Source organism: Ruegeria sp. BHSB172, assembly GCF_059613165.1.
In genome coordinates, this window is record NZ_JBXWRZ010000017.1 from 48077 (window position 1) to 62056 (window position 13980).

Sequence of the window (13980 nt, forward strand, 5' to 3'; positions counted from 1 at the left end):
CTTTGAATTTCGGCTACATGCCCAGCGCGTTGGCCGCTCCGGCGAACACCTTGCTGGAACTCAGCGAAACGATGGCCACGGTAAAGACCATTACCTGAGTGTTCAGGCGGAAATCCTCGCCCTTGATCAGGTTCACAGCTGCCAGCGACAGGGCAAGAGGCGCCGACATGCTGGCCACGATTCCGGTCATGGCCCAGCTGCTCAGGCGCAGCGCATCGCTGGGGCGGTCCTCGTCCTCGGTCACCTGTTCTTGCGGTTCGTTGGCCTCAGCCCTGAAGGCGATGCTCAGCAATTGATCATCCGTCAGCTGGATCGGGCGGCCGCTGGTTGCCTTCGGGGCTGGCAGTTCGTCGATCTCGACGTCGGTGTTTTCGGTCCGTAGACCGGCGAACGGGCCGCTGACGACGCGAAATGCGTCGTGCCGACTGCGGATCTTGCGCGGCATGAACGTATCAAACGCGCTCATGAACTGCTCGGTCGTCAGAACGGTTTTCGGCGACAGCCATTCCACGCGCTGGGTGGTGCAGATATCGACCATCCGGTACAGCATCACCACCAGCATCAGTTCCGAGATCTCGGAATCGTCGAGCAGCCCGGACACGGGCAACAGTGATACAGTCAGACGGTTTCTGGGACGGGCCGCGGCGGGACGGATGATCGTTTTCAGCCCGGCCATCTGATCGCGACGGCATTGCGGGGGCGTTTCCGGGCTTTCCGTTTCGACGATGAGGGAAACCAGATATTGGCTGGTTACGATACTTGCCTCGTTCGCGCTGAGCAGAGCCTTGCGCTCGACCAGATGGCCGTAATCCTCGAGCGTGGCGGCAACGATCTCGCCGAAGCGTTCGAGCGCGCCATCCGGGTCTCCCTGGAACTGCAGGCCGCCGTGATATGAGTGCTTCGAGGTCACAAGACTTTCCTTCAAGTCGGCATCATTGAAAATAAACCTAGCAGGACAACGGGGAGGAAATTTGACCATTCTGCAAAAAAGAACGGAAATCCGATGATTGATTACGCTTTGGAAACCAAGAAATTAGACCAAAATCTTAGGTACTGTGGCGACATTGTGGCGAAATTGGGGGCGCGGTCGGTAGCGCCGGCCGGGTATCATTTATCGATTCGGGCAGCCATGATCGCGATGGCCTGCTGATAGACGCTGGCCGCGTTCCACTGCTGCAACACCGCGAAATTCGGCTCTCCCGGTTGGTAGCCGCGGCCGGGTTTCCACCCTTTCTTGCGCAGGAAATTCGCGGTCGAGGCAAGCGCGTCGGTCGGGTTATAGAAATCGACCCTGCCGTCTCCGGTGGCGTCTACGCCATAGCGCAGGGCGTTCCCGGGAAGAAACTGCGTGTGGCCCAACTCGCCATGTTTTGCCCCTTTTGTTGCCATCGAAATACTGCCTTGGTCGACCAGTTTCAGGGCGCCGATGGCGTGTGGAATGAAGAACTCGGATCGGCGACAATCGTAGGCCAGTGTTGTAATTGCGGAAACGACCTGGCTGTCTCCCATAAAGCGGCCAAACCCGGTTTCCATGCCGTGAATGGCGATCAGAACACCGGCCGGCACGCCGTATTGGCGTTCGAGCGCGGCATAGAATTGCGGGTTGCGAGCCTTGTGTTTGCGGCCCTGCGCGACGATCGTGTCGGCGCCACGGATCTGCAGGAATTTGCCCAGCGAATATCTGAAGCTTTTTTGATTGCGGTCGGCGGCGATCGTGCCGGCCGCATACCGGGTCTGGGCCAATGCCTGCAGCCCCTTCTTCCTGACGCCAGCCCTGCGGGCCTGTTGGGCGAAACTGGTTTTCCACATTTCGAAACCGCTGCCGTCATTGCCGCAGGGGGCGGCCAGAGCAGTCGCCGGAGCGAGGGACAGGGCCGAAACAAGCAGGGCTGCGCGCATCATAGCATCAATCCGTTCAAAAAATGACTGAGACCAAGGTTAAAGCCTGTCGGCAACACTACAAAGCGCTTTGCTGAACCCGGAGCGCCCAAATCAAAAATAGGGCGCCCCGCAGGGCGCCCTTGAAAAGGTAGCATCAACCTGCTGCGATCAGCAGCTGTAGTACATGCCGTACTCGACCGGGTGCGGGGTGTGCTCGTAGGTTTCGACCTCTTCCATCTTCAGCGCGATGTAGCCGTCGATCTGATCCTTGGTGAACACGTCGCCCTGCAGCAGGAAGTCGTGGTCGGCTGCCAGGCTCTCCAGAGCTTCGCGCAGGCTGCCGCAGACGGTCGGGATACCGGCCAGTTCTTCGGCGGGCAGATCGTAGAGGTTCTTGTCCATCGCCTCGCCCGGATCGATCTTGTTCTTGATGCCGTCCAGGCCGGCCATCAGCAAGGCTGCAAAGGCCAGGTAGGGGTTTGCCGACGGGTCGGGGAAGCGGGCCTCGACGCGTTTGGCTTTCGGCGATTCAGTCCACGGAATACGGACACAACCCGAACGGTTGCGGGCCGAGTAGGCGCGCAGAACGGGGGCTTCGAAGCCCGGGATCAGGCGCTTGTAGCTGTTGGTCGACGGGTTGGTGAAGGCGTTTAGGGTTTTGGCGTGCTTGAGGATGCCGCCAATGAACCACAGGGCCTCGTCCGACAGGTCGGCATATTTGTCGCCAGCAAACAGCGGCTTGCCGTCTTTCCAGATCGACATGTTCACGTGCATGCCAGTGCCGTTGTCGCCCGCGATCGGCTTGGGCATGAAGGTGGCCGATTTGCCGTAGGCGTGCGCCACGTTGTGGATGACATACTTGTATTTCTGCAGCTCGTCGGCCTGTTTGGTCAGGCTGTCGAAGATGAGCCCCAGCTCGTGCTGGCACGAGGCCACTTCGTGGTGGTGCTTGTCGACCTTCATGCCCAGACGCTTCATGGTCGACAGCATTTCCGAACGCAGGTCCTGGGCTTCGTCGATCGGGTTCACCGGGAAGTAGCCACCCTTGACGCCCGGACGATGGCCCATGTTGCCCATCTCGTATTCGGTGTCGGTGTTCCACGATGCGTCGGTAGCATCAACTTCGTAGGATACCTTGTTGATGCTGTTCGAGAAACGCACGTCATCGAACAGGAAGAATTCTGCTTCGGGGCCGAAGAACGCCGCGTCGCCGATGCCCGACGACTTCAGGTAGGCCTCGGCCTTCTGCGCGGTGCCGCGCGGGTCACGCTCGTAGGGTTCGCCGGTGTCGGGCTCGACCACCGAGCAGTGAATGCAGATGGTCTTTTCCGCGTAGAACGGATCGACATAGGCGCTTTCGGTGTCGGGCATAAGTTTCATGTCCGATGCTTCGATCGACTTCCAGCCGGCGATCGACGATCCGTCGAACATGAAGCCTTCGTCCAGGAAGTCCTCATCGACCTGATCCGCCATCACGGTCACGTGCTGCAGCTTGCCGCGCGGGTCGGTGAAGCGGATGTCGACATATTCGGCACCCTCTTCCTTGATCAGCTGAAGAACTGCGTCCTTGCTCATAATACTGTTCCTCTAGATTTGCAGAATTGCGATTACAACGCGTCCGGGCCGGTTTCTCCGGTGCGGATGCGAATGGCTTGTTCGACGGGCGAGACGAAGATCTTGCCGTCGCCGATCTTGTCGGTCTTGGCGGCCGCGACGATGGCCTCGATGGCGGCATCGACCTGATCGTCTTCCAGAACGACCTCGACCTTCACCTTGGGAAGAAAGTCGACGACGTATTCGGCGCCGCGGTACAGTTCGGTATGCCCTTTCTGACGACCGAACCCCTTGACCTCGATGACGCTGAGGCCCTGCACGCCCACGTCTTGGAGCGCTTCTTTCACTTCATCCAGCTTGAACGGCTTGATGATCGCTTCGATCTTTTTCATTCCGGCTCACCTCGCATGGTTGTCAGAACCGCAGTCACCACGTCTAAGATCACGGGGCAATCCGAATGCGGGTTTGCGAGCCAGCCGGGCGGTGCAAAACGAAGGGCGGTTTAAAAAATGGGCGACTTGCACAAAAAATGGACGAAACTGAATCGGCAGGAGGCATGACATGGCGGAATTGCTGACGGCAGCGCAGATGCGGGCGATCGAGCAAGAGGCAATCGAGTCTGGTCAGGCCACCGGGCTGGATCTGATGGAGACGGCCGGGCGTGGCATTTTCGAGGCGATTTTAGAAGAATGGCCCGATCTTGCCAAAGAACCCCAGCGTGCGGTTGTCCTGTGCGGCCCGGGCAACAATGGCGGCGACGGATTCGTGTTGGCGCGTCTGATGCGGGACTGGGGGTGGGAGGTCGGTGTGTATTTTTTTGGCGAACCTCGAAAACTGCCGCCGGACGCCAAGGTGAATTTTGACAGGTGGACGGCGCTGGGCGGGACCGTTCAGGCCATCGAGGCCTTTACTGGTCCGCCACCGGAGCGTCCCTCGGTGGTGGTGGATGCCCTGTTCGGAACGGGCTTGTCCCGCAGGCTCGACCCGGCAGTCACGCAGGTGCTGGGGTTGCTGGGAGTGATGCGTCAGGGGCCTTCTCCGGTTCGGGTGGTCGCGGTGGACATGCCGTCGGGATATTGCGCAGACAGCGGCCGCCCGTTGTTCGAAGCGCACGCGAATTCGGGCGCCGACCTGACGGTGACCTTCGAACGCCCCCGGCTGGGGCATCGGTTGGCCGAAGCGGCGGCCGTCTCGGGCAAGGTGGCGGTCAAGCCGCTGGGGATCCGGCGCCGCGAAGGCGGTGCGCTGTACAACAGTAAGACGCCGATCGCGCGAGACTGCCGAGTGCTGCCGCATCTGCTGACCAAGGCCGGTGCCGGGCACAAATATGCGCATGGTCATGCACTGGTCCTGACTGGTGGCTCCGGCAAGACCGGAGCCGCGCGGCTGGCCGCGCGCGCGGCACTGAGGATCGGGGCGGGGTTGGTGACTCTGGCGGTGCCGCCGTCTGCCCAGTCGGAGGTGGCCGGCCAGATCACCGCGCTGATGTTGCGGCGGGTCGACGGGGCGGCGGGCCTGACCGAGGTTCTGGGGGATGAGCGCCTGAATGCGCTCTGCATCGGGCCGGGGTTGGGGCTTGAGCGTGCGCGCGAACTGGTGCCGGTGGCTCTTGGGGGCGGCGATGTATCGCCTCGGCCGGCAGTACTGGACGCGGACGCGCTGACCGCCTTCGCCGACGCGCCCGCAGCACTGTTCCGCCTTCTTCGCGAGAATTGCGTTCTGACCCCCCATGGTGGCGAGTTCGCGCGCCTGTTCCCGGATCTTGCGGCCCGGCTGGCCGAAATTCCGATCAAGGGGCCGGCCTATTCCAAGGTCGATGCCGTGCGCGACGCTGCAAAGCGTGCGGGTTGCACGGTTCTGTTCAAGGGCGCGGATACGGTCATCGCCGCGTCGGATGGCCGCTGTATCGTCAATTCGGCCCACCACGACCGCGCCGTTCCCTGGCTGGCGACGGCCGGGGCCGGTGATGTGTTGTCGGGGTTCATCGCAGGGCTGCTGGCGCGCGGGTTCTCCGCGCCGACGGCGGCCGAGATCGCCGCCTGGCTGCATGTCGAGTGCGCCCGCAGTTTCGGGCCTGGCCTGATTGCCGAGGATCTGCCCGAACAGCTGCCGGAGGTGCTTAGACTGTTGCAGGTATGAACTCTGGGTGACATTTCCAGTACAAATCACCGGATTTCCGGCGAATTTCTGCCGTCAAGCCTGCGCAATTGCAGAGCCAGTGTTTGCTATATGCATGGCCAAGTGGCAGAATTCATTCGCAGCTTTGATGATGTTGCGAAGTGGAAAAGTTAAAGCATTGAAAAAACTTTGTATCTTGGCGTAATCGCGTCGCAGTGTGTGGCGAAATTGCAATGTCCGGCCATGGTGGGCGGAGGACCACTGGAACCGCAAGGTTCGACTGAACATCTGAGCAGTATCCGAAACCTGAAGCATTCATGGTGAACGAAATGACACTTAATCTCAGACTTCCCTCGGCCGCAGCGCTGCTGGCGGCCACCACGGCGATCCCCGCCGCGGCTGAAATGAAATACGAAAACAACTCGGGCGGATATGTCCTTCTGTACGGGCAACTGAGCCCGGCAATCATCTCGGTGGATGATGGTCAGGATACTGACACCCGCCTTCTGGACAACGACCTGTCCAACAGCCGCGTCGGCCTGAGCCTGCTGCAGCCCTTCGGACAGAACGAGTTCACCTTTCGCTTCGAGACCGCGCTGGGTCTGCCGAACTCGACCGAGTGGAACCAGAACGGCACCAATTTCAGCGGCTGGACCCGTGAAGACATCCGCTATGTCGATTTCGGGCTGAAGGGCAGCTGGGGTAAATTCTCGGCCGGTCAGGGCAGCATGGCATCGGACGGGGCGGCGCAAACCGACCTGTCCTATGTGGGGACGGCGCTGTATTCCTATACGGCCGACGAAAACTCGGGCTTCTTCTACCGTGGAACCAACGGGGCCCTGAGTGGCATAACCGTGGGCGATAGCACCAGCAACTTTGACGGCGCGCGCCGTGGCCGCGTGCGGTATGACACCCCTGACTTCAGCGGATTCTCGGCCAGCTTCGCCTATGGCCAAAACATCCTGTCCAGCAGCGATGACGACGACTATTACGACGTGGCGGTGAACTACAACAACACCTTCGCCGGTGGTGTCGAGTTTGCGGCCAGCCTCGCCTATGCCGTGCGCGACTTCGACAATGGGTCGGGCGAGCGCAACGATACCGTGGGGTCGGCCTCGGTGCTGCTGCCCAGCGGGTTCAGCTTTACCGCGGCGGCCGGCAGCCGTGACAACGTCGCAGGCCAGAGCGACCCGAGTTTCTGGTACACCAAGATCGCCTATGAAGGCGACTGGGTGTCCTGGGGCAAGACGGGCGTCGGCATCGACTATTATGACGGGTCGGACTTCGACACTGACGGCTCCAGCACTGACTCCTGGGGCATCGCCGTGGTCCAGCGGATCGACAGCATCAACACCGATGCCTACCTGAAATACCGCAACCACGATTTCGACGACGGCACATCGTTCGACAAGAACGAAGCCTGGGTTCTGGGCGCGCGCTGGAAGTTCTGATCGCGTCAAACCGTCAATCCAAGCGCCCCGGCCCGGTCCGGGGCGTTTTTTGTAGGGCAGGGCGGCAAATCGGAGCCGAACAGGCACCTTGCCCCTTGCCCTTCGGCGGCTGGGCAAATAGAAGGCGTCAAATTTGCCCGGCGCGCCCGTTTTGCGCGCCCCGAATCCTATGGGGACTACCAGAATGCAGGTTACCGAGACGCTGAACGAAGGTCTGAAACGCGGCTACAACATCGTTGTCACCGCCGCCGAGCTGGACGAGAAGGTCAACGAGAAACTGGCCGAAGCCCAGCCGGAAATCGAGATGAAAGGTTTCCGCAAAGGCAAGGTGCCGATGGCGCTGCTGAAAAAGCAGTTCGGCCAGCGTCTGCTTGGCGAAGCCATGCAAGAGACCATCGACGGCGCCATGAACAAGCATTTCGAGGAGAGTGGCGATCGTCCCGCCCTGCAGCCCCAAGTCAAGATGACCAACGAGGACTGGAAAGAAGGCGACGACGTTCACGTCGAGATGACCTATGAGGCGCTGCCGGAAATCCCCGAGGTTGATCTGAAGTCCGTTAAGCTGGAAAAGCTGGTGGTCAAGGCCGACGACGCCGCCGTGGAAGAGGCTCTGAAGAACCTGGCCGAAACCGCGCAGGATTTCAAAGCCCGCCGCAAGGGCTCGAAGGCGAAAGAGGGCGATCAGGTCGTCATCGATTTTGTCGGCAAGATTGACGGTGAGCCCTTCGAAGGCGGTTCGGCCGAAGACTATCCGCTGGTTCTGGGATCGAACAGCTTCATCCCCGGTTTCGAGGATCAACTGGTCGGCGTGAAGGCCGAAGAGGTGAAGGACGTGACCGTGTCCTTCCCTGAGGAATACGGAGCCGAGCACCTGGCCGGCAAAGAGGCCGTGTTCACCTGCACCGTGAAAGAGGTGAAAGAGCCCGTCGCAGCCGAGATCAACGACGAGCTGGCCCAGAAATTCGGTGCCGAGGATCTGGACGCGCTGAAAAAGCAGATCGCCGAGCGCCTGGAAGCCGAATATGCCGGCGCCTCGCGAGCGGTGATGAAGCGCGCCCTGCTGGACGAGCTGGATAAGATGGTGTCGTTCGATCTGCCGCCGACCCTTGTCGAGGCTGAAGCCAAGCAGATCGCGCACCAGCTGTGGCACGAAGAGAACCCCGACGTCCAGGGCCATGATCACGAAGAGATCGAGCCCACCGAAGAGCACACCAAGCTGGCCGAGCGCCGCGTGCGCTTGGGCCTGCTGCTGGCCGAGCTGGGCCAGAAGGCCGAGGTGGAGGTCACCGATGCCGAGATGACCCAGGCGATCATGAACCAGGCCCGCCAGTATCCGGGGCAAGAGCGTCAGTTCTTCGAATTCGTTCAGCAGAATGCTCAGATGCAGCAGCAACTGCGCGCGCCGATCTTCGAAGACAAGGTCGTCGACTATGTGGTCGAACTGGCCGATGTCACCGAGAAGGAGGTCGGCAAGGACGACCTGCAGAAGGCCGTCGAAGCGCTGGAAGAGGAATAACAATCTCCGTCAGCCGGAAACCGATTGACCGTAATGTTCAAAGGCCCCCGCGCAGGGGGCCTTTTCTTTTGTCTGCCCCGTGTCAGAAGACCCCCCCAAATAAAAAGCGGAGCCGCCTGGAATGGGGCGGCTCCGCATGGGTGGCTTTTGTTCTTATGAGGTGAGGGGGTCAGGCCTCATGAGCAAAAGCACGGGGGGTCTGGAGGAGAGCTGTTTTCTGTTCGGGCGTGAACTGGTCCGACAACGCCTCGATAAGGTTCAGCACGGCCTGGCGTTCAGATTCGGTCTTGGCCGCGGCCATCTGTTCGACGAAATAGGTTTCGAGCTCGGACAGGGGTTTGTGATCCCGGTTCGCCGGCGACAATTGCGTTGTCTCGATTCTGTCGAACAGGTCGCGGGCCTGCTGGTCGCTCAGGAACACGTCATGGTCGATTCCCGCGTAGTTCCGGATGGACGTGATCCGCTCTTCCGAGCAATCCATCAGGGCAGCCATGGCTACAACCTTGCCCATCGGTTTGGCTGTTCCGACATAGTCATACGGCGCATTTCCCGAACGTTGCAGGACGCGGTTCATGACCGGGTCGATGACGGCCACTGCGTCCATGACGCCGGCTTCCATCGCGTATTCGAAGGAACCGATCATGACCTCGCTGGTAACATAGGACACTGAGTTCTTGCCCCGTCCGCGACCAAGTTTCTTTGTATCGACACAGAAACGCGTCGCTTCCCACACTTGGGCGCTGCGGATCGGCGGCTCACCATCCAAGATCGAGTTGAACACATCGGCCAGCATATGCGGACCGGTCGTCTGCAAGAGACGCATACAGCCGACAACATCGCCCTCGTCGCTGATGCTGACAACATGGGCAGGATTGAGGTCGTCGAAATGATCGCGTTCCCGGCCATCCTTAATGTTTACTTCCCAGCCCAAGCGATCCCCGAAAACGCGTGCGCGCAGCTTGAACATTTCGTCCAGGACGTCTTTGAATTTGTGCTGGTTGATACCATCAATTACGATGATCATTCCATCCCCCTACAGTCTGGTTACCGTGAAGTTGAGATTAACCAACTTTGGAAACATGACTATTGGGGATTTCCCGTAATTTTCTGCCTTAATTCGGTTAGCCGGGGTAGATCAAGCCCAGGCCGATGGCTCGGCCGATCGCCTGCGCAGTGGTCAGAGCGCCAAGTTTCTCGCGTCCGGACCGCAAGTGGACTTCGACCGTACGGTGAGAAATGCACAGAATATCTCCGATATCCTGCTGTGACTTGCCTTCGGCAACCCATTGCAGAATCTCTTTTTCGCGCGAGGACAGAGTTGGCAGGTACAAGGCTTTGGCCAGAACCCCCGATTGCATCACCGTGTCATGCGCCTGAACCGCCGCCATCTGAAGGTCGCCCATGACATGGCGTTTGAGCTTTTTCCATTCCGAATCCGAGCAGTCTTTGGTGACGCTCAGCAGCCCGCACTCGCCGTAAGGACCGCGGACGGGGACGGTCAGGCCCCGGTCGGTGATTCCAAAATCATGTGCATCGCGGAATACCGCATTGAACTTGTCATCGTGGTTGAAACGGCTCCAATCGACCGGCGCGATGCTCAGGGCCGATTGGTACAGAGTGGGATCAAGATGATGATAGCCCTGCGTCCCATAGTGTATCTTCCATTCTTCTGGATAGTTGGCATAGCCTTGCACGTCACCCTTCACGGGATGCGTGGTGGCATAGGACGCATAGTCGAAGCCGAGTTCGTTACAGACAGAATCAATGATGTCGAAGGCCGACCGTTCCCCATGGTCAATCGCGGCCAAGTCGATAAGTTTCACCAGTCCAACCTTTGTTCCGTTGGCATTTTCCCCCGAAATGCCGGTTCTGTCCCTTTAATGTATCGACGTTGCGTCAAGTGTTGAGCAAGACGCAAGCTTTTTGTGCATATCATATTGTCGTTTTGGGTGCCATTGCCAACGGTCGGAGCGAATTTTTTGAAACCGTCGAGCGGGATCGCCGCATTGCGGATCGTCATGATCGGATCGCGCCGTAGCCTGATGACCCCGATAAGTCGGGACGCAGTCCCGTTTCCACCAGCATGCCGCGCGCCTTGGCCTCGGGGTAGTAGCCCTTGGCATAAAGAAATATGGCCCGATCCATGTCGCCGTCCGACAGCATCCAGGCGCCCCGCAGGTATTTCCCGGCAAACTCGAGATTGGTGTCGGCATCCAGCAACCCCTCGGGCTTGCCCTTGTAACCCATTGATCTTGCAGTCGCAGGCAGGATCTGCAGCAGGCCGTAATACGGTCGGTTCACGGCCCAAGGGCGGTGGGTACTCTCGCGGATTGCCAGTTTGTGCACCAATTCCCGTGGCAGCCCGTAGTGGTCGGCCCACTTGTTGATCGATGCCCTCAATTGGGGTGTTTCGTTCGGGTAGAGCGGCGGATCGAATGTCGCGGTGCGCGATACCACGTCCGGGTTCGGGGTGCCGCACGCAGCCAAGGGCGCAACCATAAGAAATTTCAGAAAACCGCGGCGATATTTGTCGGGCATGGGGCTCTCCTGTCACTTTGCGACCATGATAAGATTGCAACACCGCGCTGCAAGCAGACGGCAGCGCGTCGGCTGAATGCTGCCCGATCGGCCAACAAAAGAAAAAGGCCACGCGTCTGCGCGGCCTTTCCCAAAATAGGTTCGTCGAGAACTCAGGCCTTGGCTTCGTCGCCTTCGGCCGGGGCCTCAGCGGCCAGGTCTTCATCGTCCGAAGCGGCCGAGCCGATGTCGTCGAACAGTTCGGCGATCTCGAAATCGGCAGCTGCCTCTTCCTCGGCGGCCAGTTCCTGGATCGATTTGCCCGAGGCCTGCAGTTCGGCTTCTTCTTCCGAACGGGCGACGTTCAGCTTGATCTCGACCTCGACCTCGGGGTGCAGGCGCACTGCAACGGTGTGCAGGCCCAGTTCCTTGATCGGGGCAACCAGCGCGACCTGCTTCTTGTCGACGCTGAAACCGGCTGCGGTTGCGGCTTCGGCGGCGTCACGCGGGGTGACCGAGCCGTACAGCGCGCCAGCGTCCGACGCCGAACGAATCACGATGAACTGCTGACCGTCCAGCTTTTCGGCCAGGGCTTCGGCTTCTTTCTTGGTTTCCAGGTTGCGCGCTTCCAGCTGCGCTTTCTGGGCTTCGAAGGATGCGATGTTGGCTTCCGATGCGCTCAGAGCCTTGCCCTGGGGCAGCAGGTAGTTGCGCGCGTAGCCGGGCTTGACGTCGACGACATCGCCCATCTGACCCAGTTTCGCGACGCGTTCCAGAAGGATAACTTGCATGTCAGTCTCTCCTTACTTCACGGCGTAGGGCAGCAGGGCGAGGAAGCGGGCGCGCTTGATGGCGCGGGCCAGTTCACGCTGCTTCTTGGCCGAAACGGCGGTGATGCGCGACGGAACGATCTTGCCGCGCTCGGAAATGTAGCGCTGCAGCAGACGGGTGTCCTTGTAATCGATCTTGGGCGCGTTGTCGCCCGAGAACGGGCAGACCTTGCGGCGGCGGAAAAACGGTTTTGCGGCCATGGTTTGGTGTCCTTTCCTCAGGCGTTGATCAACGGCGCTCGCGGCGGCCTTCGCGCTCGTCGCGCTTCTGCATCTGAACCGACGGGCCTTCTTCGTGTTCATCGACCTTGATGGTCAGAACGCGCATCACGTCGTCATGCAGGCGCATCAGGCGCTCCATTTCCTGAACGGCGCCGGCGGGGGCGTCGGTCTTCAGGAAGGCATAGTGGCCCTTGCGGTTCTTGTTGATCTTGTAGGCCATCGTCTTGACGCCCCAGTACTCGCTGTCGACGAGCTTGCCGCCGTTGTCAGCCAGTACGGTGCCAAAGTGTTCGATCAGGCCCTCGGCCTGCGCGTTGGACAGGTCCTGACGCGCGATCATTACATGCTCATACAGTGGCATGTTCACTCCTGTTTGTATCAAGGCGCATTTCATAGGCGGGGCCAGAAACCTTCGCGACCCTGCCACGAGAGGCTGCGCGATTCATGCGATTTACGAAGGATGGCTCGGTATACACGTTTCTGGCGGGGGGGCAAGACCTGTCGGGGTTTGCGTCTGGGGCCGCCGTTTTTCCACCCCATTAACACCCCGCCGCCCAATTCCTGACGCTTTTCGAGCCGACTCTTTCGACAAATCCGGCACCCACTGGGGCCACTGAACACGGACATGGACAGGGTAAAAGAAGATGGCGGTCACGAACACCAACACGTTCCAGCAGGCACAGACCGGCAAGGCCTATGAAAAATCGGTGCCGGTGCTGATCACCTTCGCTCCAAACTGGAAGGCGCGGCTGGTGCTGTTTCGCGTGGTCGGCGCAGCGCTGATCATCGCGGCTTTCTCGATGTGGCTGATGCCGGGGTCGATTTCCGGTGCAGAGGTCTGGGGGTTCAAGCTGACCGTCTCGATGCTGTTCCTGCTGTTGGGGGTCAGCCTGCTGACGATCGAAGTGCTGGACCCGCGTCCCGACGCCTATTTCGATCCGATCCGCCGCGAAGTGCGGGTTTTGCAAAAAAATGGAAACGGTCGCCCCCAAACCGTTCTGCGCCGGTCCTACGAAAGCCTGGGCGGCGCCCGCTTTGCCGACGACCAGGTCGAACTGTTCGAGGTGGATGGCAGCCTGTTGATGAAGCTGCCCTTGCAATCGGCGGATGTCAGCCGAGCGCTCAAGGGTCAACTGAGCGGAAACGTGACGATTTTCGCCTGAAACTCGGTCTGTTCAAAAAAGAACAGAACTTGTGAGATTTAAATGGATTGTGTGCCGCCCATGGGCGGCACATTTTCTTTGGCAAGCAACCCAGTGGGTTTGCGGTTACATTATTTTTGGAGATCGACATGAAAACCACCCTTCTTGCAGCCGCGCTTGCCGCCACTGCCACCGCTGCCTTCGCCGCGCCCGAGAAATACGTTCTAGACTCCAGCCACAGCCAGGTGATCTTCAGCTACAATCATCTGGGCTTTTCGACCACCACCGGCATGTTCTCGGGCTTTGAGGGCGAGATCATGTTCGACCAGGAAGACCCCGCCGCGTCTAGCGTGACCGTGTCGATGCCGGTCATGTCGATGATCACCGGCTGGAAGCCGCGCGAAGATCACTTCATGTCCGAAGACTTCTTTGCAGCGACCGAGGACGAGATGGTGACTTTTACCTCGACCAGCATCGAGGTGACCGGTGAGACCACCGCCAAGATCACCGGCGACCTGACGTTGAACGGCGTGACCAAGCCGGTTGTTCTGGACGCCAAGCTGAACCAGGTGGGCGAGCACCCGATGGCCGGCAAGCCCTGGGCAGGCTTTGATGCGACCACGACACTAGTGCGCAGCGACTTCGGCTTGGGAAAGTTCGCGCCGTTCGTCAGTGATGAAGTTGCAATCCAGATTTCGATCGAGGCGCAGAAGGCCGACTGATCCGTTCCAGGATGTGAAAGAGAAAAC

General features: G+C 59.9%; 15 protein-coding genes. 5 read left to right on the forward strand and 10 right to left on the reverse strand.

Annotation, left to right across the window (positions count from 1 at the left end; genetic code table 11):
- Positions 1-13: 13 nt before the first annotated feature.
- The 4 genes from AC2FM3_RS10170 to AC2FM3_RS10185 all read right to left on the reverse strand — a co-directional run bounded on the left by AC2FM3_RS10170 (position 14) and on the right by AC2FM3_RS10185 (position 3827).
- Complete coding sequence (locus AC2FM3_RS10170) at positions 14-925, reverse strand: hypothetical protein (RefSeq protein WP_496681299.1); 912 nt, start codon at positions 923-925, stop codon at positions 14-16.
- A gap of 182 nt (positions 926-1107) precedes the next feature.
- Positions 1108-1902: a lytic murein transglycosylase gene (locus AC2FM3_RS10175; protein ID WP_496681301.1), complete on the reverse strand. Its 795-nt coding sequence runs from the start codon at positions 1900-1902 to the stop codon at positions 1108-1110.
- A 147-nt stretch (positions 1903-2049) separates the two neighbouring features.
- Positions 2050-3456, reverse strand: coding sequence for a type I glutamate--ammonia ligase (gene glnA, locus AC2FM3_RS10180; RefSeq protein ID WP_496681303.1), 1407 nt, complete (start codon positions 3454-3456; stop codon positions 2050-2052).
- A 32-nt stretch (positions 3457-3488) separates the two neighbouring features.
- The gene (locus AC2FM3_RS10185; protein WP_005982402.1) at positions 3489-3827 is read right to left on the reverse strand and encodes a P-II family nitrogen regulator; all 339 of its coding nucleotides are present in this window, start codon (positions 3825-3827) and stop codon (positions 3489-3491) included.
- Between the two features lie 169 nt (positions 3828-3996).
- Between AC2FM3_RS10185 and AC2FM3_RS10190 the strand changes: the two genes are divergently transcribed.
- The 3 genes from AC2FM3_RS10190 to tig all read left to right on the forward strand — a co-directional run bounded on the left by AC2FM3_RS10190 (position 3997) and on the right by tig (position 8520).
- Positions 3997-5574, forward strand: coding sequence for an NAD(P)H-hydrate dehydratase (locus AC2FM3_RS10190; protein ID WP_496681305.1), 1578 nt, complete (start codon positions 3997-3999; stop codon positions 5572-5574).
- A gap of 308 nt (positions 5575-5882) precedes the next feature.
- The gene (locus AC2FM3_RS10195; protein ID WP_496681307.1) at positions 5883-7004 is read left to right on the forward strand and encodes a porin; all 1122 of its coding nucleotides are present in this window, start codon (positions 5883-5885) and stop codon (positions 7002-7004) included.
- 184 nt (positions 7005-7188) lie between these two features.
- Positions 7189-8520 carry a trigger factor gene (gene tig / locus AC2FM3_RS10200; RefSeq protein WP_496681325.1) on the forward strand — a complete coding sequence of 444 codons (1332 nt, stop codon included), beginning with the start codon at positions 7189-7191 and terminating at the stop codon, positions 8518-8520.
- 169 nt (positions 8521-8689) lie between these two features.
- On the opposite strand, the gene AC2FM3_RS10205 is transcribed toward tig, so the two are convergent.
- From AC2FM3_RS10205 to rpsF, 6 genes are all read right to left on the reverse strand, one after another.
- Positions 8690-9544, reverse strand: coding sequence for an acyl-homoserine-lactone synthase (locus AC2FM3_RS10205; protein WP_496681309.1), 855 nt, complete (start codon positions 9542-9544; stop codon positions 8690-8692).
- Between the two features lie 97 nt (positions 9545-9641).
- Complete coding sequence (locus AC2FM3_RS10210) at positions 9642-10343, reverse strand: helix-turn-helix transcriptional regulator (RefSeq protein WP_496681312.1); 702 nt, start codon at positions 10341-10343, stop codon at positions 9642-9644.
- A gap of 193 nt (positions 10344-10536) precedes the next feature.
- Positions 10537-11058, reverse strand: coding sequence for a transglycosylase SLT domain-containing protein (locus tag AC2FM3_RS10215; protein WP_496681313.1), 522 nt, complete (start codon positions 11056-11058; stop codon positions 10537-10539).
- A gap of 152 nt (positions 11059-11210) precedes the next feature.
- Entirely contained in the window at positions 11211-11828 is a 618-nt protein-coding gene (rplI, locus tag AC2FM3_RS10220) for a 50S ribosomal protein L9 (protein ID WP_496681315.1), read from the reverse strand.
- Positions 11829-11840: 12 nt separating this feature from the next.
- The gene (rpsR, locus tag AC2FM3_RS10225; RefSeq protein ID WP_005982441.1) at positions 11841-12068 is read right to left on the reverse strand and encodes a 30S ribosomal protein S18; all 228 of its coding nucleotides are present in this window, start codon (positions 12066-12068) and stop codon (positions 11841-11843) included.
- Positions 12069-12096: 28 nt separating this feature from the next.
- A complete protein-coding gene (gene rpsF / locus AC2FM3_RS10230; RefSeq protein ID WP_149774836.1) occupies positions 12097-12450 on the reverse strand; it encodes a 30S ribosomal protein S6 in 354 nt (117 codons plus the stop codon).
- Between the two features lie 283 nt (positions 12451-12733).
- On the opposite strand from rpsF, the gene AC2FM3_RS10235 reads away from it, so the two are divergent.
- Both AC2FM3_RS10235 and AC2FM3_RS10240 read left to right on the forward strand, forming a co-directional pair.
- Complete coding sequence (locus AC2FM3_RS10235) at positions 12734-13252, forward strand: hypothetical protein (RefSeq protein ID WP_496681318.1); 519 nt, start codon at positions 12734-12736, stop codon at positions 13250-13252.
- A 128-nt stretch (positions 13253-13380) separates the two neighbouring features.
- A complete protein-coding gene (locus tag AC2FM3_RS10240; protein WP_496681320.1) occupies positions 13381-13953 on the forward strand; it encodes a YceI family protein in 573 nt (190 codons plus the stop codon).
- Positions 13954-13980 lie beyond the last annotated feature (27 nt).